Annotated in this window: 24 protein-coding genes; 13 read left to right on the plus strand and 11 right to left on the minus strand. The window is 35.6% G+C overall.

All coding sequences use genetic code 11. The features are described 5' to 3' along the window. Positions 1–377 precede the first annotated feature (377 nt). The 9 genes from HY987_RS03270 to larC all read left to right on the plus strand — a co-directional run bounded on the left by HY987_RS03270 (position 378) and on the right by larC (position 8,035). Positions 378–491, plus strand: a complete 114-nt coding sequence (locus HY987_RS03270) for a hypothetical protein (RefSeq protein ID WP_292755779.1) — start codon at positions 378–380, stop codon at positions 489–491. A gap of 14 nt (positions 492–505) precedes the next feature. Beyond that, positions 506–1,189: a NifB/NifX family molybdenum-iron cluster-binding protein gene (locus HY987_RS03275; RefSeq protein ID WP_292755592.1), complete on the plus strand. Its 684-nt coding sequence runs from the start codon at positions 506–508 to the stop codon at positions 1,187–1,189. A gap of 33 nt (positions 1,190–1,222) precedes the next feature. After that, entirely contained in the window at positions 1,223–2,068 is an 846-nt protein-coding gene (locus HY987_RS03280) for an Mrp/NBP35 family ATP-binding protein (protein ID WP_292755594.1), read from the plus strand. A gap of 48 nt (positions 2,069–2,116) precedes the next feature. After that, on the plus strand, positions 2,117–2,506 hold the full coding sequence (locus tag HY987_RS03285) for a NifB/NifX family molybdenum-iron cluster-binding protein (RefSeq protein WP_292755596.1): 390 nt from the start codon (positions 2,117–2,119) through the stop codon (positions 2,504–2,506). A 39-nt stretch (positions 2,507–2,545) separates the two neighbouring features. Beyond that, complete coding sequence (locus tag HY987_RS03290) at positions 2,546–3,427, plus strand: ATP-binding protein (protein ID WP_292755598.1); 882 nt, start codon at positions 2,546–2,548, stop codon at positions 3,425–3,427. Continuing rightward, a complete protein-coding gene (locus tag HY987_RS03295) occupies positions 3,424–4,365 on the plus strand; it encodes an ATP-binding protein (protein ID WP_292755600.1) in 942 nt (313 codons plus the stop codon). The genes HY987_RS03290 and HY987_RS03295 overlap by 4 nt, the downstream gene beginning before the upstream one ends. 21 nt (positions 4,366–4,386) lie before the next feature. Further along, positions 4,387–5,610 carry a cation diffusion facilitator family transporter gene (locus tag HY987_RS03300; protein WP_292755602.1) on the plus strand — a complete coding sequence of 408 codons (1,224 nt, stop codon included), beginning with the start codon at positions 4,387–4,389 and terminating at the stop codon, positions 5,608–5,610. 122 nt (positions 5,611–5,732) lie between these two features. Further along, a complete protein-coding gene (locus HY987_RS03305) occupies positions 5,733–7,514 on the plus strand; it encodes a hypothetical protein (protein ID WP_292755604.1) in 1,782 nt (593 codons plus the stop codon). Positions 7,515–7,540: 26 nt separating this feature from the next. Continuing rightward, complete coding sequence (larC, locus tag HY987_RS03310; RefSeq protein ID WP_292755606.1) at positions 7,541–8,035, plus strand: nickel insertion protein; 495 nt, start codon at positions 7,541–7,543, stop codon at positions 8,033–8,035. A 48-nt stretch (positions 8,036–8,083) separates the two neighbouring features. Here the strand turns inward: larC and HY987_RS03315 are convergent, their stop codons facing one another. Then, positions 8,084–8,404, minus strand: coding sequence for a DUF488 domain-containing protein (locus HY987_RS03315; protein WP_292755609.1), 321 nt, complete (start codon positions 8,402–8,404; stop codon positions 8,084–8,086). 271 nt (positions 8,405–8,675) lie between these two features. Here HY987_RS03315 and HY987_RS03320 point away from each other — a divergent pair, with 271 nt between their 5' ends. Continuing rightward, positions 8,676–9,005, plus strand: a complete 330-nt coding sequence (locus HY987_RS03320; RefSeq protein WP_292755610.1) for a Rieske 2Fe-2S domain-containing protein — start codon at positions 8,676–8,678, stop codon at positions 9,003–9,005. Between the two features lie 180 nt (positions 9,006–9,185). On the opposite strand, the gene HY987_RS03325 is transcribed toward HY987_RS03320, so the two are convergent. The 6 genes from HY987_RS03325 to HY987_RS03350 form a co-directional block, all read right to left on the minus strand. Beyond that, positions 9,186–9,590, minus strand: coding sequence for a DUF5518 domain-containing protein (locus tag HY987_RS03325; protein WP_292755612.1), 405 nt, complete (start codon positions 9,588–9,590; stop codon positions 9,186–9,188). A gap of 56 nt (positions 9,591–9,646) precedes the next feature. Continuing rightward, the gene (locus tag HY987_RS03330; protein WP_292755614.1) at positions 9,647–10,192 is read right to left on the minus strand and encodes a PsbP-related protein; all 546 of its coding nucleotides are present in this window, start codon (positions 10,190–10,192) and stop codon (positions 9,647–9,649) included. 713 nt (positions 10,193–10,905) lie between these two features. Continuing rightward, positions 10,906–13,086, minus strand: a complete 2,181-nt coding sequence (locus tag HY987_RS03335; RefSeq protein ID WP_292755616.1) for a PAS domain S-box protein — start codon at positions 13,084–13,086, stop codon at positions 10,906–10,908. A gap of 139 nt (positions 13,087–13,225) precedes the next feature. Further along, positions 13,226–14,005 (minus strand): methyltransferase domain-containing protein, encoded by a 780-nt coding sequence (locus HY987_RS03340; protein WP_292755618.1) that lies wholly within the window; start codon positions 14,003–14,005, stop codon positions 13,226–13,228. Between the two features lie 147 nt (positions 14,006–14,152). Further along, the gene (locus HY987_RS03345; protein WP_292755620.1) at positions 14,153–14,935 is read right to left on the minus strand and encodes a CPBP family intramembrane glutamic endopeptidase; all 783 of its coding nucleotides are present in this window, start codon (positions 14,933–14,935) and stop codon (positions 14,153–14,155) included. Positions 14,936–15,347: 412 nt separating this feature from the next. Further along, a complete protein-coding gene (locus HY987_RS03350) occupies positions 15,348–15,698 on the minus strand; it encodes a signal peptidase I (protein ID WP_292755622.1) in 351 nt (116 codons plus the stop codon). Positions 15,699–15,814: 116 nt separating this feature from the next. On the opposite strand from HY987_RS03350, the gene HY987_RS03355 reads away from it, so the two are divergent. Then, positions 15,815–16,408 (plus strand): PsbP-related protein, encoded by a 594-nt coding sequence (locus HY987_RS03355; protein ID WP_292755624.1) that lies wholly within the window; start codon positions 15,815–15,817, stop codon positions 16,406–16,408. A gap of 109 nt (positions 16,409–16,517) precedes the next feature. Here the strand turns inward: HY987_RS03355 and HY987_RS03360 are convergent, their stop codons facing one another. The 4 genes from HY987_RS03360 to HY987_RS03375 all read right to left on the minus strand — a co-directional run bounded on the left by HY987_RS03360 (position 16,518) and on the right by HY987_RS03375 (position 20,572). Beyond that, the gene (locus HY987_RS03360) at positions 16,518–16,979 is read right to left on the minus strand and encodes an HXXEE domain-containing protein (protein ID WP_292755626.1); all 462 of its coding nucleotides are present in this window, start codon (positions 16,977–16,979) and stop codon (positions 16,518–16,520) included. A 197-nt stretch (positions 16,980–17,176) separates the two neighbouring features. After that, positions 17,177–18,772, minus strand: coding sequence for a metallophosphoesterase (locus HY987_RS03365; protein WP_292755628.1), 1,596 nt, complete (start codon positions 18,770–18,772; stop codon positions 17,177–17,179). 262 nt (positions 18,773–19,034) lie between these two features. Next, entirely contained in the window at positions 19,035–19,700 is a 666-nt protein-coding gene (locus tag HY987_RS03370) for an MFS transporter (protein ID WP_367146873.1), read from the minus strand. Then, positions 19,631–20,572, minus strand: a complete 942-nt coding sequence (locus tag HY987_RS03375) for an MFS transporter (protein ID WP_292755630.1) — start codon at positions 20,570–20,572, stop codon at positions 19,631–19,633. The genes HY987_RS03370 and HY987_RS03375 overlap by 70 nt, the downstream gene beginning before the upstream one ends. Positions 20,573–20,905: 333 nt before the next feature. Here HY987_RS03375 and HY987_RS03380 point away from each other — a divergent pair, with 333 nt between their 5' ends. Both HY987_RS03380 and HY987_RS03385 read left to right on the plus strand, forming a co-directional pair. Then, positions 20,906–21,415 carry a PadR family transcriptional regulator gene (locus tag HY987_RS03380; RefSeq protein WP_292755632.1) on the plus strand — a complete coding sequence of 170 codons (510 nt, stop codon included), beginning with the start codon at positions 20,906–20,908 and terminating at the stop codon, positions 21,413–21,415. Between the two features lie 60 nt (positions 21,416–21,475). Beyond that, on the plus strand, positions 21,476–22,420 hold the full coding sequence (locus tag HY987_RS03385) for an ATP-binding cassette domain-containing protein (protein WP_292755634.1): 945 nt from the start codon (positions 21,476–21,478) through the stop codon (positions 22,418–22,420). The last annotated feature ends 1 nt before the right edge of the window (position 22,421 follow it).

Here is a 22,421-nt window from a genome sequence, read left to right on the forward strand (position 1 = left end):
TGGTTTTTTTATAGATAAAAACGGCTGTTACATTCATTAAAATTCCCCAATACTTTGAAAATTTTATTTGAGAACTGTTAATCCAATAAAAAACATTATTTATTTATTATTTTTCGAATTTGAATTAATTTTGTGATCTAATTTGTATCGTAAGCAAAGTATTATATAAGAGTTATGAATATATATTCATAACATGCCTGGGTCAAAGCGATGTAGGAAGGATATTCTAACGAACCAGAAATAAAATGTTTCAAACCCGATTTTGAGGATTATAATCACGAATCTGGATTTATAGGCCTCACTATGGGCGAAGTTAGGTTATAAGGCTAAAAGATCACCAAAAAATCAATCAGGAAACAGCAGCAGAAATCATTGGAATATCACAGCCTACTCTACACAGAATTTTAAATTCTGCTAGAGGGAAGACAGCTAAAGCAGGGATAAGCAGTAAAAATCTTAAGTATCAAAGGAGGGGATTACATGACAGCTAAAATGAGATATAAATGTGAAAAATGCGGATTTGAATGGCATAGCCCTGGGAAAGAATATGAAAAATGTCCAGATTGTAAATCTGAGGACATATGCACTATCAATACAGAGCAAGAAGTCCAAATACCTGTGGGACAGCAGGGGATTGGAAGAAGAGGTCGTGGTAGAGGTGGTGGGGCAGGCCCTCCCAGGGTGTGTAAATGTCAGCAGTGTGGATACGAAGCTCCCAAAATTCCGGGAGTGCCATGCAGAAACGATAAATGTCCTGAATGCGGCGCTCTACTTTGTGGAGCTGATTAAAAACATTTTCATAATGGAGGAAACAACAATGGTATTAATATGCGTTCCCAGTCTCGATAAAAACGGTTTAAAGGGAGAAATATCCCAGCACTTTGGAAAGACCCCCTACTTCGTTTTAATCAACTGGGAAAATGACAAAATTGAAACTTTTCAGATTCTGGAGAGTAATGGAAAACACATGGGTGGACAAATGACTCCTGGAGAGTTTATTACTGGTTCAGGCGCTAACACACTTTTATGTGGTAATTTAGGTCCTAAAGCTGTTCAAATGCTACAAAACGCGGGAATTGAAGTTTATGTTGGGGCATCAGGAACAGTAATAGGAGCAGTTCAAGATTGGGCTGAAGGAAAACTGAAACAAGCCAGCATGGACTCAGCCTGCTCAGATGGCCATAGTTAATCCGATTTATCTCGAATTTTGTGGGATGATTCTTTGAAATCAAGTACTAAAAAAGAAATTTCAGAAGAAGAACAAAAAAAACTCTTAATACAACAGGAAATTACCATAGTAAAGCGGATGGGCAATATAGATCATAAAATTGCTGTAATGAGTGGTAAAGGAGGGGTGGGAAAGTCAACCGTTGCTGTTAACCTGGCAGTAGCCTTTGCTTTAAAGGATTATAAAACCGGTTTAATGGATGTTGATCTCCACGGCCCGGATATTCCCCATATGTTAGGAGTGGAAAACTTGAGTTTAGATCAATCACCCGAGGGCATATTACCGCTTGAAGTGAGGGAGAATTTGGAAGTTTTATCAATAGAATTTATGTTACCTTCCAAAGGATCTCCCATCATCTGGAGGGGGCCTCAAAAGACTGGTGCCATAAGGCAGTTTTTATCGGATGTTATATGGGGAAAACTAGATGTTCTGGTGATAGACAATCCACCGGGAACAGGAGATGAGCCATTAACAGTCTTACAATCTGTTAGTCAACTGGATGGCGTGATCATGGTTACCACCCCACAAGCAGTGGCTGGAGAAGATGTTAGGAAATGCGTCAACATGGTTAAAAAGTTAAACATTCCAATAATCGGGATCATTGAGAACATGTCTGGTTTCACCTGCCCTCATTGTAAACAGGAAATTGATATTTTTGGAAAAGGAAAAGGAAAAGAACTGGCCGAAGAATTGGAGGTACCATATCTAGGAAGCCTCCCTCTGGAAACCGATGTTAGGGAAAATTCTGATCAGGGAAAACCATTCATCCTCCAGGATTCTGAAATGTCAAAAAAATTCTTAGACATATTCTCTAAAATTGAAAATAAGATTCAAAAATAAAATTAAAATCAAAATAACTAAAAATTATCTAAAAATGAGGTGGATTAAATGAAAATAGCAATAGCAGCCAGTGGAGAAACACTTGATTCACAGGCCAGCCAAGTGTTTGGAAGATCATCCCACCTGATAGTGGTAGATCTGGTAGATGGAGATTTAAAAGATTTTAAGTCCATACCAAACCCCTCCATTACTGAAGGAGGTGCGGGAATAAAATCCGCTAGATTTGTGGGAGATGAAAAAGCAGAGGCCCTCATATCTGGATCAGTGGGTCCTAATGCCTTTGAAGTTCTTAAACAACTAGAAATAAAGACTTACCAAATGGTTCCAGGAACTGTTGAACAAAATCTGACTCTCCTGTCCCAGGGCAAACTGGAGGAACTTACACCATCTGCTCCCCAAGGACGTGGCATGGGAATGGGGGGAAGAGGAAGAAGATAATAAAATTGTATGCATTATCTTTAACCTAGGAAGCATCTTATGAAAATTGCAATAACTGGTGGAAAAGGTGGAACAGGAAAATCAACCATATCCACCGCCCTGGCTATGGAATTATCTCATGAACATAAGGTACTATTAATAGATGCAGATGTTGAATGTCCTGATGATCATATAATTCTCCCAACAACACGTGAAAAGGTAAAAAATGTCCATGCAATGCTTCCAAGTTTTAACCCTGAAAATTGTTCAAAATGTGGAAGCTGCTCGGAAGTCTGCAGGGAAAATGCAGTTGTATTTATAAAAGACAAATATCCCTTCATTATTTCCAGACAGTGCAATGGTTGTGGGGCTTGCCTCCTAGCCTGTCCTTCCAGCGCCCTGAAAGAGGGCCAGCAAGTAATTGGGACCATATACCAAGGTCAACACCAACAACCTCCTGGAAGAAACTCAAATAATCTCCTCCTAGTCTGGGGTGAGATGGATGTTGGTTGTGAATCTACCTCATTAGTAGTCAATGCTACCAGAGAATACGCTGCCAGCATGGTTTCTGAATATGACCATGTCTTAATAGACACTGCCGCAGGAACACATTGTAATGTTATTTCAGCAATGATGGGTGTGGATTTAGCCCTGGCAGTGACAGAACCAACTCCATTGGGAAAACATGACCTGAAACTAATCCTTCAACTATTAAAAATCATGAAGATACCTACCCAAATAATCGTTAACAAGTCCACTATAGGGGATTCTAACCTTATTGAAGAAGTTTCCAGGGATAACAGTGTTCCTTTAATTCAAGAAATCCCCTATGAAAGAGAAATATTAAAAAAACACTCCCGAGGTCAGCTGCTGATTCATAAAACCATTGAAGAACTTGCAAATACCATAACAGTAAAATTTTTAGGTGGAACGCACAAATGAAAACAATTACCATACTATCTGGAAAAGGAGGTGCTGGGAAAAGCACTTTAACCGCTTCCTTATCTGTAACGCTTGCAAATAAAAATAAAGTTGTGGCAATTGACTGTGATGCTGATGCACCTAATTTAGCTCTTGTTCTAGGTCTTGATGAAGAAAATTTTGACAGTTGGGAACCATTAACAACCGGTGCCAAAATTCAATTTTCCAAAGATAAATGCAAGTCACTAAAATTCTGCCCCAATTGTCCGGGTCTTCAAAAATGTATGAATGCTTGCAATTTCTCAGCAATCACCTGGAACACGGAGGAAGACCTGCCTGAGATAAACGAACTTTTATGTGTGGGTTGTGGTGCCTGCCAATTAGCCTGTCCAACAGGCGCTCTTACTCTTAAAAAGGTTGAAAATGCCAGGATAGGTGTGGGGAAAACTCAATATGGGTTCCCAATAATTTCTGGACAGCTTAAAATAGGAGAATCTGGTTCTGGTAATGTGGTAAACGCACTGAGAATGAAAGCTTCTGAAATTGCTGAAGATATCCAGGCGGATTACATGATTTTAGATGCGGCTGCAGGTGTGGGATGTCCAGTCATCGCTTCTTTAAGGGGAATTGATTATGTTATATTGATAACTGAACCCACTTCAGCGGCATTTTGGGACCTTAAACGAGCCATAGAACTGGTTGATCATTTCAACATTCCCTGTGGTGCGGTTATCAATAGGTGGGGAATCAACAAAGACTTCACCTATCAATTACAGGACTACTTCCAAACTAATAATATACCCCTATTAGGGATGATACCCTATGATACTCGATTCATCGAGGCATTGGTTAATCTAAAACCCGCAGTTGTGTATGAACCCAATTTTAAGACAATTTTTGAGGACATAATGAACAATTGTCTTTTGAACCTACAAGAAATTTCCAATGCAATTTCATAGTGATGGGAGGTAAGGGTAGTAATGGAGAAAAAAACTTCAAATCGGTTAAAAAAAGGAGAAACAGCAGCTAAATATTCCACCCTGGTTAATTTATTTCTTGCCATTATCAAAGGAGTGGTGGGAGTTTTATCAGGTAGCATAGCTTTGATCGCTGATTCGGTTCATTCTTTTTCGGATATTTTTGCTTCATTGGCAGTATACATTGGATTGAGGTTTTCCCGAAGAAAACCAGATGAGAAGTTCCCTTACGGTTATTACAAGTTTGAAACCCTAGCATCATTAGTAATATCTGTTATAATTATTATAACTGGTTTTGATATTATAGTCGAGTCCTTGAACGGAATTTCAACCCCAAAAACTATTGAAATACCTTTAATTGCCCTTTCAGTCGCTGTCCTTTCAGTCGCTGTTTCCCTCCTTTTGGCCAGATATAAAGAGAGAGTGGGAAATGAAATAGGGTCACCTGCACTTATAAGTGATGGTAAACACAGTTTAGTGGATGTTTTTTCATCAATCATAGTATTTGTAGGTATCCTTTCTGCATACATAGGATACCCTGTTCTTCAGAGCGTTGCCAGTTTTGCAGTGGCATTACTCATCATGTACATTGGATTAAAATTTGGGAAAGAGGCTATACTTGTTTTATTAGACGCTTGTATTGATCCAGGGATAGTGGAAAATATCAAGTCTATTGCAACCAATTTTGAGGGTGTTGAAGGAGTGCATGATATTAAGGTGAGAAGATCCGGCCCTTTTGTATTTGCAGAACTTCACCTTGGGACAAAAAAGAGATTACCCATACAAAAGGCCGATGAAATTTCTAGAAGTGTCGAAAAATTAATAAAAAAAGAAATAAACGATTTAGATACAATAACAATCAAAATTGAAGGAGAAAAAAAATTAATACTTAGAATTGCTGCTCCACTAGTGGATAATAAAGGTTTGATGTCCAATATTTCAAAACATTTTGCAAAATCTCCCTATTTTTTAATTGCAGATATAACTAATGGTAAAATAAAAAAATTTCAAATAAAGAAAAATCCATCCCTGATTTATGAACGAAAAAGAGGGCTTAAAACTGTTGAATTTTTGAAAAATGAAGATGTGGACATTGTTCTGTTTGAGGGAGAAGTGAAGGAAGGACCTACATATGCCTTATCTGATGAATTAATTAAAGTTTTAAGTCCGGACGGTATAACCTTGGAAGAGATTTTACTAAATGCCGCCATAAAAGAGCAGCAATAATAGAGAATTAAATTCGCACATCTAATTGTCAGCAATGTTATGATAGATACTCTATTAAATAAATTATGGTTTTTGGGAAAATTATAATGATAACATAAGTACAATAATAATATGGTGATTTTATGCAAAAAGAGATATTAGCCGCTATTATGGCTTCTACTTCCGATGTTGATATGATGACCAATGACCGGATAGAAGCTTTGACCAAAGGACATGGAATGCTTAATATTGCTGCAATTTGTGCAGCGAACTCAATTGCTGAAGATGTTTTGAGGGGGACAGAAATAAGACTTACTGACCATAACGTTCAACAATTACCAATAGATGATGTTTTAAGAAAGTCTATAAAATCCGCCGAACTTGCAGGAGCTGATCCGGCAAACGCAGCTCTTATTAGCGCTACATTATGTTACTTCGCCGGTACAAACGCCCAGGCAGGAGTGCCTGCAGGTAACAGGAAATTAGGTGCTATGGCCCGGATAATTGCTGGAGTAGACCGTTGTGGGGTTATAGCCATACCCACAGCCAAAGTAAACAACAGAATATCTGGTTATGCTGCAGTTAGAGCAGTTTATGATGATGTTTTTGACAATAAAATCACTAAAATAGATGGAAGTATTGTGCCCATGGGTGTTGGTGGAGGGCCATTGTATGGTCACGGTGCACTGGGAGAAGACATTGCCTTCCCTGAAATTGCGAAAAATGGCGCTGCCGCAGGTACTCGGGGTATGTTAAAAGCTTATGCCAATGTTGGAATGCCTCCTAGCCCCATAACAGCTGCCATATTTGGTGCTGCTGCCATACTGGAGATTGTGCATCCTGATTCAGAGATTGGAGAAAAGTATGGTGAATTTTTCAAAGATAACAGTGCTTATGTAGCAGGGTTGGGTGCTGTTGAAGCCGCAGGATTACCTGAAAAACTTCATATTAGAGGAACAGGAGAAGAATATGACACTGCACACTTGGTAGGGGATTTAGGTGTTATATTGAAAGATATTGGTGGACCATCCGTTATAGGGATGATGGCATTTGAAGAGATGCTATCAGCATTTGAAGAGTCACTTGCAATTGGTGCAGGTTTCTCTGGAGGTCCCCTTCAACCACCACTGGGGCACATGACAGCAGATGCTGTGCTGGCCATGAAAGTTCTTATAAGTAGTGGTGGGGATCTTGAAAAAGCCGCAGATAAAATAACTGATATTAAAGAAAAGTTCTGGATTGAACCGGAACTGGCCAAAGTGGCCACTAACACCATATCTCGCAAATCAGAGCAGGTTAAAAGAGGGCCAGTAACCAAAGCAATGATACTGGCTACTGACGGAGGGCTAGCACGGGCTGTCTCGGATAGGGCTAAATTTACCTATGATAAACTAAAAGAAGGCAAAGAACTAGATGAAATTGTGCGTATGCTGGATGATGAAAAATTAAGCAACGTAGAAGCTGCGTGTAGTGCTCTCTTCAGTGGGATGATGGGTAAAGACATACAGATTAAGATCGTAAGCTATCAGGGTTGTGGTCGGAGAAGTCCAAATGATTTTCTGAAAAAATATTGTGGTTTTGACACCGACGCAACAGTGGAGGTCACTGTTGATGGAGAAAAAATTGTCTTCGATGGATTATCACAAAATGTGGTACCTGACGCGGTTGTTAACAAAAAAATGGACATTCTGGAAGCAATTCCATTAGCAGCAGTGCCTGTTGTAGAATTACAACTATGCGGCCATACCGTGATAAACATCATCGTTCCTGCAGCTGTGGCTGCTGTAATGGACAGTGAATCAACACCACGTGAAATAGCTAAAAAAGCAGTTAATGGTGCTTATATATCATCAGCAATACCAGGGGGAATACCAAGGGCTGAAGAAGTAGCTAAACGTGCTATTAAGATAATGTCAGAACTCTGATTTGCCTGGTGTTTTAAATGCTGTTAATGATTACAGTTGACGATCTACCAGCTGAAGGCTTACCCCATGTCATTGAACGAACTCTTGAAAGGGGAGCTAAGAATATATACGTTCTTAATGGTATCACCAAAAAAGGGCGTTTTGGATATATTTTCTTTGTGGAAGTTGATAAAAAACACTTGGAAGATGTATCCGCTTTACTTGCTTTAAATTTGGGTACATTGGGAATAAAAACTATTGAAACCAACCATATACAGCTACCATTTGAGATACATTCCCGCACTGTGACTTTTGAAACAGTAAATGAAGCGTTCGAATCGGAAATACGTATAAAATACATAAAAAACAATGATGATCAGATTATATCATTAAAAGCAGAATACGAAGACATTAAACGAATGACAATGCTTCTTGAATCGAAAGGGATTAAGATTGCACTGGCGAAATTAAAAACCATAGTAGAAGCTGAAGCTTACCAAAAAATTCTCCAAGAAAAAGATATTGTGATAAAGGTTAACTAAATCAATTAGATTTGTTACAGATCCTTTTGACGGCAAGTGGGTTCTCTTTTAAAACTGCAGCCGTTTTATACTCTTGATTGTAGAATATAAAAATGTTACAGTTCCTTTCTCTTTTTCAGTATCCCTAATCAGTTTTATTAAAGTATTTTTCTTCTGAAGTTGGTCATGGTATTTCGTTTCGAATTCATTAAAGTGTGCACGGTCATCTTCAGGCCATTTGCCTAGATTTTTAGTTGGTGCTATTTCTCTAAGCCATAAATCCACTTTAGCTTCTTCTTTTGATAAGCCTTTAGGCCAAGATTCATCTATTAAGATTCTGAATCCATCTTCTTCTTTCGGGAGTTCATATATTCTTTTTATTCGTAACATACACAACCACTTTATGAAACTTTTAATTAATTTATCATGATAAAACATGACAATCAATTTAACATTATTAATCATGATATATAAAATTAACTATTACTTACATGAATGGACTGGAACTCACATTAAACTAATTTAGATTGTTAAATATTTAAAGATGAAAAATCATAATTAAACCAGAAAAAACTACGATCTAATCCCATTAATAAAAAAAATGTGGAATATGCCTTTAAATTGGTTCAATAGAATTAATGGATAATAAAAGGTGATTTTAATGGAAAAGGTATGTAAAGTTTCGGATGTATTCGAGAATACTATGAAAGGGTTTTTTGTTAAAAACAGATATGTACTTATTGCCAATGTCAATGGGAATTTTCATGCAGTTGATGCTGTCTGTCCACATATGGGTGGTTTCCTGCCCATTGGTAAACTTGAAAATAGTATTATAACTTGCCCAGTACATGGCTCACAGTACGATGTTAAAACTGGAAAACTGGTTAAAAATGTTCCCAGTCTCCTAAGGATTGTGACTGGTGGTGGCTCACATGATTTGAATAGTTACGAGGTTGAAATAAAAGATGAATCAATCTTTATTAAACTTTAAATGATTAAATCAGAAATTAATATTCCATTATTGTGGGCATAGATTTTTTATACCTCAAGAATGATTCCCGAAAACGTCCAGCATTCCATGTTGGAGTTTTTCTAGTGTATTTAGCGATATTCCTCATATTCTTAAATAATTGAGTAGATGAAAGCAACTCCTTTTTTACACTACCTAAATTCACCTTTTGACCTTAATTCCAATTAATCCGCCTATGGCTCCTAGAATTATGCTGATAATTAGGGACAACTGAAAAATGAGATATGCTGCTACTACTGTATTTGCACCGGGTATTATGCCAATTTTTAGAGATATTAAATTTATCAGGGTGTTTATTGCTTCAAAGCCCATTATCAATATTAAAGTGATTATTAAACCACCGATTATTCCCGAAAATATTCCCACAACTGCTCCATCTTTTAAATCCATTTTATCATAATCTTCGTATCTTCGGCTAAAGTAGGAGGCTAAAAATCCTCCTGTTAACGGACCTAAAAAGAAGAGAGGGAAGAAGATTATAATTAGGATAATAGTTAGCGCTGCGTTAAAAAGTCCGCTTAGTCCGATAATTTTCCAATCAGCCATTTTTTAAGCTCCAGAATTAAAGAAAAGATAATATTAATAAATCAGGTATATTTTGTTTATATTGCATGAAAAGTGCTGATTACAATTTCAAGGTCTGTTTCGATGTTGGTAAGATTTTTACCTGCACTGGGAACAGCATAAATTGTGTGAATAGTTCCATTTTTCATAAACCATGTTTTTATTAGGGGCTTATTTTCTTGGTTAAGTGCTGAAATTTGATATGCTGGAAGACCATCTACAGTAAGTTCTTTTTCGGATGTTATAGTCCAATTCCTAAGTGGAATTTCCTTCTTCTCAGAACTAACGTATTCAGATAAAGTACCATTATAGTTACCTGCGTAGAAATGAATAAGGTCCATATTTTCATCGGTTCCTTTACTTATGGAAAACAAATAATCATCTGCTGTTTCATTTTCCATTTTATAAAAAGACCAATTAATCGAAGCATTAAAAGATATGCCTTCACTCTCAAAGTGTTTAATACCAGTAGATTCAGTTTTATATACATTATCCAGGGGATCATTTGAGGTGCATCCTGAAACAACCACAACACTAAAAATAAGGATTACTAATCCCATGGAACTAATTATTCTTGGCAACATATATTCTATGATAGGATAATCTGTCTAAAATATCTTTTCTTGCCCCAATTAAATTATCCCTTCAAGGTTATTTTAATCAAACTGTTTATGGATCTACAAGCAACTTTAGTGATAATACTGGCACATATAAGGTAAGGGTGGTAAAAATCTTTATCCATGCGGTTCTTGTCCTGTAAATCTTTTTCTAGTTCTTGGCAACGATCATACCTGTTAAAAACTTTTAAAAACTAAATTTAGACTTTTTAGAAATATTCGGAAGAAATATAACTAACTTGAAAAATATTAGTAATGTGAGTAGGGGGGATTGTTCATGAGTGCAGATGATAAGAAACATTACGTAACTTCAGTATACACCGGCCGTTACAAATCTAAAGGTCGAATAAAGAATACCAAAAGGTGTATTAACCGTAAAATCTCAAAAAAAACATGATATAATAGTAACCACAATCTTAAATCGTTTAATTAGAAAACCCAAAAAATTATATTTTGCAGTGTATTAAAATATTTGACTAGCCGCTAACCAAAGACTTAGATCAAATCAAACCTAAGAGTGCGGATCAATCGTCTTATTAACTGATACATTGTTATTAAAAATAAATTTTTCAAATCTGTAGGGGGAATGAAGTTACCCCCATTTTTTTCATTTAAAAACCCAATTGTATAATTCTATTTTATGAAACATATCTCCTGAGATTTAGGTTATAGATTAGTCCTTAAATCCTTTTTTTGTAATTTAATTCTTTAAATATAATTTTAAATCGAGTTCCGTTGATTCGGTTGAGGGTGATTTTCCCGTCTAATTGCTTTACAAGGATATTCACCAGTTGTAAGCCTAAGGTTTTAGAGTTTTCAATGTCAAATTCTTCTGGGAATCCTACCCCATCATCACTGATTACCAGTTCATTCCATTCATCACTGGTTTTTAGTGAAACACTTAGTGTACCCGTTTTTCCTTTTGGAAAAGCATGTTTTAAGCTGTTAGATATTAATTCATTTATTATGAGCCCACAGGGCACGGCTGTTTCGATGTTGAATCTTACATTTTCGACATTAATAAATGGTGTAACTTGTCGGGTGGAAGTTGCATAAGAACTATAAAGATCACTTACCAGTGTTTCGATATATTCTGCAAAGTTGATTCTTGTTAAATCACCAGAATGATAGAGTTTTTCATGTATCATGGCCATGGATTTTATCCGGTTCTGACTTTCTGAAAGAATATTGACAAATTCATCACTGTCTACATGTTGTTTCTGGAGGTTAAGAAGGCTGGAAATTATTTGTATGTTATTTTTAACCCTGTGGTGGATTTCTTTCAGTAAAACATCCTTTTCGTTAACAGATTTTATTAACTGATCTGTAGCTGTTTTCCTGTGGGTGATATCTTCAGCAATAACCATAATTGAATAAACATTACCCTCTTTCATTATGGGAACCAATTGTGTTTCAACCCAGCTGATATTGGCTTCTTTACTCAATAATCTGTTTTGGAATGGTCCAATTATTTCTCCTTTTAAAACATTAGCAAAACTTTCGATTAGTAAATGGAGGTCCTTTTTTGGGAATAATCCTAATTCTGCATATGTTTTCCCGATAAGTTCTTCTTTAGATAGATTTGTAAAATTAGCAGCAGAAGAATTCACATCCAAAATCACACCATCTAAACCTATTAATATGGTGTAATCAGGATTTGATTCAAAAAGAGTCCTGTATTTTTCTTCATTATCCTGAAGTTCTTTTACTGCTTTCACACGTTCTGAAACATCTTCACTAAAAATTACAATTCCACCAATATCACCTGATGATAAATACCATGGACGCACTTCCCATCTAACATATTGAATACTTCCATCTGCACGAATAAATTCATCATCATCAGCACTAATAACAGAACCCGCAAGAGCACGCTGATGGACTTCTTTCAACTCGTCAGTAATCTCTGGAAAAATATCATAATGTGATGCACCGTGAATTTTTATCCCCTGAATATTATAATCTTTAATCCAACGTGAACTAGCGGCAATATACCTCATACGGGTATCAAACATTGCAATGGCAACAGGCGCACTTTCAATAAAATACCTAAATTCTTCGTCACGTTTCTTCAAAGCTTTATTAAGAGTTTTTAACTCTTTTTCAGCTTTCTTACATTCAGTGACATCGTTATATACAGCTATTATTTCTCCGGTAGGTAGTTTATATATCCAGATTTCCCTCCAGCTTCCAGGATCTTTTCCATCTTTATACATCTTTTCTGGAAAATATTCTGGTTTTCCTGTCTCCCAGACTCTTTTAAATGCATCGAAAACACCAAAATCTTTAACTCCAGGAAATGTTTCTGTCAAGCGTTTTCCTATAAAAACATCTTCTTTCTTAACATGCTCTAAGTTTTCCCCAGCCCGCTTGAAATTTTTGAAAATGAAGTCTTCTCCATTATCAACAGCTTCATAAACTGCCATACCACCATTCATATGGTTAAAAAAATTTCCGTATTTATTTTCACTTACTTTTAATTCTTTTTCAATCCTATTTTTGTTAACTGCGAGGTCTATGGCATATTTAAGTTCTGTGGGGGTATAAGGTTTAATTATGTATCCCGCAGGTTCTGTGAGTTTGGCTCTTTCAATTGTTGAGTCTTCAGAATGAGCAGTTAAATAAATAAAAGGTATATCGAGTTTTTTAATTTTAGAAATAGCCTCAATACCATCATTTTCTCCTTTCAGATTGATGTCTATTAAAATAAGATCTGGTTTGAGTTCAAATGCTTTATCTATCGCTTCTTGACCATTAGAAGCTACATATGGAACTTGGTAACCAAAGGATTCCAGGGTGCGTTTAATATCAATGGATTCTATGCTTTCATCTTCTACTAAAAGAATTGTAACATCGCCCATATTTTCCCCTGTATAATTAATGGTTGTTTAATATATTTGTTTTTTAGTCTAGGGAATGTTTTAAATGAGAATATTTATGGGTGAGATTAGGTTGTTTTTTGATTAATTTAATAAGTTTCACGCATTTAGAATTTATTGATCATTTGTATCCAATAAAGAACAGCCTTTCGAATGGAAACAGCACATGACCGTCTTTTTGCGCAGGGTATGCCTTTGTAATTTCTTTTAAAACATCCTTTTCAAACTCAATTTTTTCTTCTCTGGTATCCAGCCTGTCTAGGAACGTTCGCATCCCGGTGCTTTTAATCATTTCCACGATATTCTGGTGGGAAGGCATTATATGGAAGTAGGATGTTTTCCACATGGTTATGGATTTCAATTTACCTGACAGAATATCGTAGTAATAATCACTGGAGTGAAATGTAAAATCATCATTGGCCTGGCCTGTTTGTTCTCTCCATCTTTTATTCAATGAAACCCTTTCTATGGCCTGTTTTATGGGCATGGTGTGGTACTGTGGAACCTGTACTGCCAGGGCACCATTATCTTTCAGCATTTTAACCAAGTCATTTATTAATTTTTCCTGGTCTTGAATCCATTGTATGGTGGCGTTTGAAAATATAATATCATATTTTTCTTCAGTTTCCATTTTGGTGATATCTTCAACTTTCCATTCCATTTCAGGATAATTGATCTGCGCTGATTCTATCATGGAAGCTGAATTATCTATTCCTATTATTTCACTTTCTGGCCATCTACTGGAAAGGACATTTGTACTATTTCCAGGTCCGCAGCCTACATCCATTATTTTTTCAGGATTTTCAATATTGATTCGTCCGGCAAGATCTCGTGCTGGTTGGGTTCGTTCTTCTTTGAACTTTAAATAAAGTTCAGGGTTCCAATCTTTATTATCTGTCATAGATTTTCCACCATATAATGTTTATTAGTTTTATCAAACTAACTATTATATAAAAGTCATGGTCCATCTTCTCTAGGGGTGAATTACAGAAGTTTCTCTCATGGGGACTAAATATAGTTTAAAAAAAAGAAAGAATTATGTTTAAATCTATTCTGGTTTGGTTGGATACTTGAAACCTATTTTTTTGGAAGTCCAGAACCATAAAATGGCCATGAACACTAAACCGCAAGCCAGTCCTAACAAGCCGCTTTCGGGACTAAAGATGTTGGTCATTTTAATCCCTAAAATACCAATGGTACTACCGAAGCCAAAAAGACTGTAAACTATGGTATTCCAGAGGGCATGGGAGAATGACGATACAATTATAGAACCTGAAATGTACCGTAGTAGCCCGAAGATCAGCCCACCTATAATTCCTCCAGTAATGTATATGGGAAGCATACTCCAAGTGAAGGATGGATTAAGGAAGAAGAGGGGTAAATGCCAGGAGGAAAATGCCACCGCAGTGAGTAGGAGAATTAATTTGGGATCCATTTTATCCCGTTCCAGTATTCCATAAAGCCATCCTCTGAAGAAACCTTCTTCAGTAGCAAATGCCAGTATAAGTGTATAGAAAAAGAGATAAACAATTTTCCCGGTCATTTCGTTAGGGTATTTGATTTCGCCAATGTTCCCAGTTACTAGGGCAATAACAATAATAACCAGACAAATGCTCAGGGGATACAGAATAGCCCACACATAATCTCTTAAACTTCCAAACTCCAAACCCAACTCTTTACCATTCATTTTAGTCCAGTAGGCTAAAATTATAATTATGGGGAATATTACCAGTGCCTGGAGTTGTTCATTATTGAATATTACCGGGGCCAGTGTACTGCAGATCATAACCAGGAAATATCCAATTAAACCATATTTATAAGCTTTTTTCATGTTTCACGCTCCTAATTCAATTTAAGCAGGTGAAAAAGAAATTAATTCCCTAAATAACTTATTTTAACACCCTTTTTAACCCACTTAAGAGGAAATATCAATTTATTTTAAAAAATCACCTTCTCATAGTAACAATTGCTTCTAGTACTACGTTAGTGATGACTCTCTTTTAAATATTACTATTTAGTTTTCTACTTCCTTAACTGGGGCCCAAATGAAGGTGGTTTCAAGGTCCCAGTCACATGATGCGGAAGTTCACACAATACCCCGCCACTTATGCAGAATGAATTCAAAAGAAAATTGAAAAAGTGGGTTAAATGATTAGGAATATTTGAGAATACAAATCATAATCCTCTAAGCCAAATCGTTATATATCCAATTTTTGGTATGACCTGGGGGCCATTGTTAGTATTTACAACTTTGTAAATAATTTTATTGGTGTTACTAATTCAGGGTCCGGCTTAGGGTTATTATCTCCTTTAAGCTCATATAATTTATTTCCCTCAGAATCATTTTTAATAGAAATAACTCTGTGAATTACTGGTTGCGGAAACCAAGTTACGTTATAAATAATTATATCCCCAATCTGAATATCACTTGTATTTTTAGTAACAATGACTACGTCTCCTCTGTATATAGCAGGTTCCATGGTTCCTGAGACAACAACATTCATTTCTGTTTGATCATTAGCTGTAATTCCAGAATCAACGCATCCTGATATGCCAATAACCGATAAAATCATTATGACCAGAATATACTTCATTTCATAGATGTTATCACTTCCGTATCAACATATTATAACTAGGTTATTTTTAAATTAAGTTTTTATGTTACTTTCGCCCAACATGGCTATAATAATTGAAACTTTCGGTGTTTGATGTGGAAAATAATGATCTCTGTCAGATAGGGTTATTGGGAATTGTAATCTGTGTTGTTTTTCTATCTGGATGTATAACATCTCCAGATGTTAACCAAAATTCTCAAGATCTGGATCAAATATTTTCCCAGAACGGTTTAACCTTCAATTATCCTAACGGCTGGTTTAATGTCACTAATGATAGTGTTAAAGCTAATGGTTATTCACCTTATGTTATGGGAGTTTTTAACAGCCCTAACAATGTGAATTTACAAGTATCCCAACATAATCTATCTTCATCTGCCAATATCACTATTGAGGGCCTGAAAGATTCAACTCTGGAAGGCATTAAAAATAATACTAATAATTCTGCTAAATTAATAAGCGATTCTAAAACAACAATCAACGGGAATGTTATTTATGAAATTAATTATACTGAGAAAAATCTAGGGTTTTTTTTATTTATTATTCCCTTTGTTGACGAGTACAAGTCATTACTGGTTATAACTGGTAAAGATAGACAGGTCTATGTAATGCATTTCCATGCACAAACCAGCACATTTGATAAAAACAGAGAAATAATTGATAAAATTGTAGGTACCATAAAAATACAGTAATTTTATTTCTTCTTTTACCATTTAACAGTATAGATTTTTAAGGAAAAGCGAACTTATTGGGGTAAGGTATGCGAATACCTCCTTGATAAGTGGAAAAAGACTGGTTTTCCTATCTTTTTCCTTTTCTCTTTTGTTGTATCAGGGTTGGAACATACATCACTGCAAAACCTATGATTATGGACAATACTAGGTCCAAGTTGTTTAACATTCCAGATACTAAAAAGTTGTAGTAAATATACAATGAAACTGGAACATATATTGCACTGGCAGTCACCACCCCTGGAGAATATTCACCGGTACGTAGAGTGTAGTATGCATGGATTAAGAAGTTTGAAAATATCCATGCAGCAGCGGATAAACCGATAACCAGGGTTAATTCGCTGGGATAAAATATTGCCAGAGAAGTGGCTATGATAACGTAAGCCATGAAAATAACATTGCCCACAACGAACTGCCCAAATGTTTCAGGTGCACCAAGATATTTAATGGCCCACGGAACGAAACGTGGTGTCTCTTCTAAAATATGTATAAAATACGCTACAGGCACCAGCCATAAAATAGTTAAGTCCATAGTAATCTCCCCTATTATTCATTACGTTATTATTGCCTATTTAAATGTGAAAAGTTCCCCTGTAATTTTCCCCTTGATGAGATCAGGCGGATTAAAGACATCCGGTTGTGTGATATTGTCTTGGATATGGGGTTAAAAGAGTTGAAGGGTGAGCTTAGAGAGGTTATTTTTCTAATAGTTCCATATGTTTAAATTATTTAGATCTGGAGTGCTTCTGACTTTAATTTTTTGATATTACCACTTGGTGTGTATTGATAAAGATTTACATAAGTTAAGCTTAAGTCTTCGCTTTTTGGGGGTATAATGGCTACAAATGTCATGGTGCATTTATTATTATCTATCCATGTGCCAGAATTTACATAGACCTGTTTTTCTTGTTTTTCATTGAAAGACGTTATAACTCGTGCCTCATGAGAATGTCCAAATATAACAATTTTTTTATCTGAATCAGGATTGTTAAAAAATTGTACATGTGATTGATCATCCAGATGACTTGCAAATGCTCCTTTCAGGACTGCTTCGTTGGTAGGAATTTTAACAGGAACTAAATTTTTATTTTGCCTTTCATCCCAGGTTTCAACAATCCCGTTATACAGGTTAACATCAATGTAATCGTCTTCTGAGTTTTGATAGGGTAGAACATCATTTATGGCATAAACTTCAGTAAATCCATCTATACACGTGTTTATGACTTTTGCTTCCAATCCTTCGTTTACAGGGAAATCTGTGATAAGGCCTTTCCAAACATTCCAGTAAAGATAGTAAAGGAATTGAATCTCTCCCAGTTCATTTTTACAAACAGGAGGGAATGTAACATCTAGTTTAGGGCGACCTTGAATAACTGAACTGGTTGCCATTCTGGTAAAGAAATATCCCGGGGGTAGTATAGTATCGGTTTGGGTTAAAGACTGGTTGGAATAATCCGGGGCACAATAAAAATTGTATCTATGTCCGTGTTCAATGATTAGTTCCGGAAAATCAGACGGAATATATGCACCCAAACCTCTCACGTCACGAGCTTCAGATATTCCGGGCAGAATACTTTGAATATCATCTGAATTTATCAATAAATCATGATTTCCAGGTACATAAGTCACTTTTACTTTGCCATCTTCTATTATATTATTAAAAGCATCCATTACTGGTTTATTGTTAGATGCTACGGCTTTTGCAAATTCCAACTGTGTTTCTCCGTTGAATGTGTCTAAATGCATTGGGATGAACCATTCATCAATCAGATCACCTGCTATAACCAGTTCCTTTACATTTGGGGAATTTTTAACATGTTCCAGAAAATTAACCAATGCATCCCGGTTCTGGGTAAGTTCTGCATAGCTGTCGTTTGCACCTAAATGGAGGTCACTTATACAGATTATCAAGTTTCTTTCATTCTTTAATTCTGAAATACCCTCCAATTCCAGATTAAATGAATAATCAACAGCGAAAAAACTCGTAAATTCTTCTTTTAGGCATGTTCCATTTATGGATTTTACTTTGCGGGTTACAGAAAGTTTATACTCTTCACCTTCAGAAATTGCCTTAGATTTATTTATATAAAGAACAGATGGTGAACTATTATCAACATTTATTTTAACATCCACATCTTGCTCTTTTCCATCAGGTTTAATTTTGTAAAGTTTTATTCCCTCTGGAACAGTACTCATATCTAAATCTTCACTGAATAGTATATTTATGCGGCCTTCTGGGTCAATGACCGATGGATCTTCTTTTTTTTCAGAGAAAGAAATGTCTGTTTTCACATTTAATGTTTTCACAATTTTTTTAGAGTCCAAGGAAGAAACCTCCTTTATAAATATAGTTTATTTTAGTAGATTTTGATTACAGGATTTTCTTTTTTTAATTCATATAATAATGAATTATTTATATTAATGGATTTATTAACATGGCTAAAATGTATGATAAAATGCTTTTTTTGGTGATTTTTTTTTTAAATTATGAAATATCGTTGATATTACAATTAATTAAAGTTTAATTGATTCAAATTGTGTTTAAGGATTATTCATGTACTTAATGTTTGGATATAAAAATAGTAGGCTACTTAAGCTTCAATGGCTTTATAAATAGTGAAATTATGAAGCTTATTAAGAATATGATTGATATAAATTCAAATGCAGTTTTCATTGCATTCCTAACTGTTTTGTTAATAATTGTGTACAAATCAGTGTTTTCATTCCCTTTTAAGACGTCATACGTTGTATTGTTTTTCTCTTCATATACTGCCAATTTTTCATTGATCTGACCTTTAGTAAACTGGTTGGGATAAATCTGATCATATGCTGCATATAATCCGTTGATTGTTCCAAGTATGAGTATAATCCCTATAACTGCAGTTCCCATAGATGATCCCAGATTTGCACTTGTGGACATAATGCCTGTGGCATCAGATTGCTTATCTGAACTTGCATCTGATAATATTATGTTAGCGGTTAATGGAAGTGCTAAGCCCAATCCCATCCCCAGAAATAGGGTTCCCGGAATAATATCAAATACTTGGGTATTTAGGTCGAACTGGTAACTGAGATAGTAACTGGATAACAATGCTATTAAAAATCCAATAGAAATGAGACGGTGATGTGCAATTCGATTTGATAATTTGGACGATGCCAATGAAAAGAACAAAACCCCAATAGTTAATGGTAAGATAACAAGGCCGGTTGTAAATGCGTCAGCACCAGTTTCCTGCTGAAAAAAACTGGTAATATGAAAACAGCCCCTGCAAGGGCCAAATTTAGCACCATCCTGGAAAGCGTTCCCAGAGCAAAGTTTCTCTTTTTAAACAACCTGATATCAGTAAGCGGTCTTCCATTTCTACTTATGACGTTTTTCTCTCTGAAATAGAATAATATTAGTAGTAATATTCCTATTCCCATTATAAATGCAGGTGTGTTAAAGTTTTCAGTGAGGTTAATGCTTAAAATTCCAAGCACGAATAATAAGAGTCCTATTGAAGATAAAAGAACTCCTAATTTGTCTAACTCTGAAAATTTCATTGATGGTGGGAAGTATTCCAGTTTTCGTGACAATGCCAGTATAATTATTATAATACCCAGTTCAAGTCCAAATGCCCATCTCCAGCTGAAAAAAGTGGCTAAAAACCCTCCTATGAGCGGTCCAACTCCTGCACCAGCAGTAGCTATGGATGTTCGTATTCCCAGGGCAAATTCACGGTTTTTTCCACTATACATTCCAACGATGATTGAAGCAGTGGCCGGTGTCATCAGGGCCGCACCAACACCTTCCAAAACAGACCATCCTATTAATAACATAGTTGAATTAACACTCAAAGCAGCTATGGCTGTTCCAAATCCAAAAATAACGGCACCAGCAACGTATGCATTTTTTCTACCCACCAAATCTTGCATCTTACCTCCTAAGAGCATTAAAGAAGCCATTGTCAAAGCATAAACACTGATAATTATCTGTACGGTGGATAGGGTAGTGTTGAGATCCACCACCAGATTGCCTATAGCCACGTTCATAAAAGTAGAATCAAGTGCAATGATGAATGAAGATAATGAAACAATTATAATGGCGGTCCAACCTATTTCAGAAGGATTATTATTATTTTCCAAAACAATTTCTCCCTTATATTAATGTTATGGAGATTAATTAAACTATTTTTTTAAGATCATGGACACAAATTACTAATTAATTTTGTAATTGAACACATTACGTTAAAAACTCTGGAATAATGTATTCCCATGATGAATTCAGGGAATTAAAAAGACAGAAGAATAAGCTATGTGATATGGTTAGAGATGAAAAAAAGTGCAATTATTGCGTTATGTATAATAAGTTCCATAGATTTATATGTTAAAAATAACTTATGTTAGTTTTAACCTATGTTAAAATTAACCTAACAAACCATTATATAATTAATAAGTTGAGGGTATGAAGTCGATAAAATGGTAAACAACGATTTAATAATACTGGGCATGATTTTTCTTGTACCCAGCCATGGATACCAATTGAAGAAAAATATCAGAGAAACTGTAAATCCTTACTTCAAAATTAATAACAACGTTTTATACCCTGCACTGGCAAAAATGGAGAAAAAGGGATTAATTGAAGGAAAAGAAATGCCTGGAAAAGGCATTAACAAAAAAGTTTATCACATCACTCAAAAAGGTAGAAAACACTTACTGGAGATAGTAGCTCAGCCTATCGAGCCAGATATTGATAATTTTGAATTTATGGTAAAGGCTGTTTTTTTTGATTACATATCTAAAGAGAAACGTCTGGATGTAATTAAACCATTGTATGAATCAAAAAAACAGGAACTACAGGATACACTGGAGAAAAAACAGAAATATGGTGAAAATCTGTCTCCTATTGCCTTGACGGTTTTAGAACAGGGGATAAATGAGATTAAAAATTCTATAGAGTTTTTAGAGAAGTTAATGGAGTTAAATTGACATTTTGTTATTTTTATATAATTAAATTCTTGATTTAAAAAAGAATAATGGGAAGATATTATGGTGGATGAGTTTATAATCGAGGCGAACAATCTCTTTAAATCTTTTGGAGATTTTGTAGCAGTAGATAATCTAAATTTGAAAATAAAAAAAGGTGAAGTATTTGGATTTTTAGGTCCTAATGGAGCTGGAAAAACCACTTCCATCAAGATGATGGTAGGTTTACTTCGCCCAACTGGTGGTCAAATACTGGTTGATGGCAAAGACATTGCCCATGCAGATAGACTTAAAATTGGAATATGTCCTCAGGATATAGTTTTATGGGAAAGCCTTACATGTAAAGAGAGTTTGAAGTTCATGGGGGAAATGTACGAAGTTCCAGAGGACGTATTGAAAACTAGGGTAGAAAGCCTATTAGAAGACCTCATACTAATGGATAAAGCAAACACCCTCGTTTCTAACTTATCGGGAGGTATGAAACGCAGGTTAAATCTGGCTATGGCATTAATACACTCTCCAGAGATAGTGGTTCTGGATGAACCTTCAGAAGGACTTGATCCTCAATCAAGAAGGGTTCTATGGAATTTCATCCGCTCATTGAGGGATAACGAAGGAAAAACAGTTATTTTAACCACACATTTAATGGATGAAGCAGACGGGCTTTCAGATCGCATTGCCATTATTGATCATGGGAAACTGTTACGACTGGATACTCCTAAAAATCTTAAAAACGAGTTTGGTGATGGAGACATAGTGGAAATCCACTTGGCTGATCCTAAAATGAATCAGGAAGTGATTTATAAACTTAAAACCATGGAAACTATTGATTCAGTTACTGAAGTTGATGGTAAAATAAATATAAGGACTTTAAATGCAGTTGGAAAACTTCCAGAGATAATGAATAAAGTTCAGGACATGAATACTGAGATTGCTGATTTATCACTGCATCCCAATACATTGGAGGATGTTTTCATTGAATTAACTGGAACCAGTTTGAGGGAATAAA

This window comes from Methanobacterium sp. (assembly GCF_016217785.1).
Lineage (GTDB): Archaea > Methanobacteriota > Methanobacteria > Methanobacteriales > Methanobacteriaceae > Methanobacterium.

Excerpts from the sequence above, each read along its gene's own strand:
- HY987_RS03285 (WP_292755596.1), top strand. The coding sequence starts at position 2,117 with ATGAAAATAGCAATAGCAGCCAGTGGAGAAACACTTGATTCACAGGCC.
- HY987_RS03290 (WP_292755598.1), top strand. The coding sequence starts at position 2,546 with ATGAAAATTGCAATAACTGGTGGAAAAGGTGGAACAGGAAAATCAACC.
- HY987_RS03295 (WP_292755600.1), top strand. The coding sequence starts at position 3,424 with ATGAAAACAATTACCATACTATCTGGAAAAGGAGGTGCTGGGAAAAGC.
- HY987_RS03300 (WP_292755602.1), top strand. The coding sequence starts at position 4,387 with ATGGAGAAAAAAACTTCAAATCGGTTAAAAAAAGGAGAAACAGCAGCT.
- HY987_RS03305 (WP_292755604.1), top strand. The coding sequence starts at position 5,733 with ATGCAAAAAGAGATATTAGCCGCTATTATGGCTTCTACTTCCGATGTT.
- larC (WP_292755606.1), top strand. The coding sequence starts at position 7,541 with ATGATTACAGTTGACGATCTACCAGCTGAAGGCTTACCCCATGTCATT.
- HY987_RS03315 (WP_292755609.1), bottom strand. The coding sequence starts at position 8,404 with ATGTTACGAATAAAAAGAATATATGAACTCCCGAAAGAAGAAGATGGA.
- HY987_RS03320 (WP_292755610.1), top strand. The coding sequence starts at position 8,676 with ATGGAAAAGGTATGTAAAGTTTCGGATGTATTCGAGAATACTATGAAA.
- HY987_RS03325 (WP_292755612.1), bottom strand. The coding sequence starts at position 9,590 with ATGGCTGATTGGAAAATTATCGGACTAAGCGGACTTTTTAACGCAGCG.
- HY987_RS03330 (WP_292755614.1), bottom strand. The coding sequence starts at position 10,192 with ATGTTGCCAAGAATAATTAGTTCCATGGGATTAGTAATCCTTATTTTT.
- HY987_RS03335 (WP_292755616.1), bottom strand. The coding sequence starts at position 13,086 with ATGGGCGATGTTACAATTCTTTTAGTAGAAGATGAAAGCATAGAATCC.
- HY987_RS03340 (WP_292755618.1), bottom strand. The coding sequence starts at position 14,005 with ATGACAGATAATAAAGATTGGAACCCTGAACTTTATTTAAAGTTCAAA.
- HY987_RS03345 (WP_292755620.1), bottom strand. The coding sequence starts at position 14,935 with ATGAAAAAAGCTTATAAATATGGTTTAATTGGATATTTCCTGGTTATG.
- HY987_RS03350 (WP_292755622.1), bottom strand. The coding sequence starts at position 15,698 with ATGAAGTATATTCTGGTCATAATGATTTTATCGGTTATTGGCATATCA.
- HY987_RS03360 (WP_292755626.1), bottom strand. The coding sequence starts at position 16,979 with ATGGACTTAACTATTTTATGGCTGGTGCCTGTAGCGTATTTTATACAT.
- HY987_RS03380 (WP_292755632.1), top strand. The coding sequence starts at position 20,906 with ATGGTAAACAACGATTTAATAATACTGGGCATGATTTTTCTTGTACCC.
- HY987_RS03385 (WP_292755634.1), top strand. The coding sequence starts at position 21,476 with ATGGTGGATGAGTTTATAATCGAGGCGAACAATCTCTTTAAATCTTTT.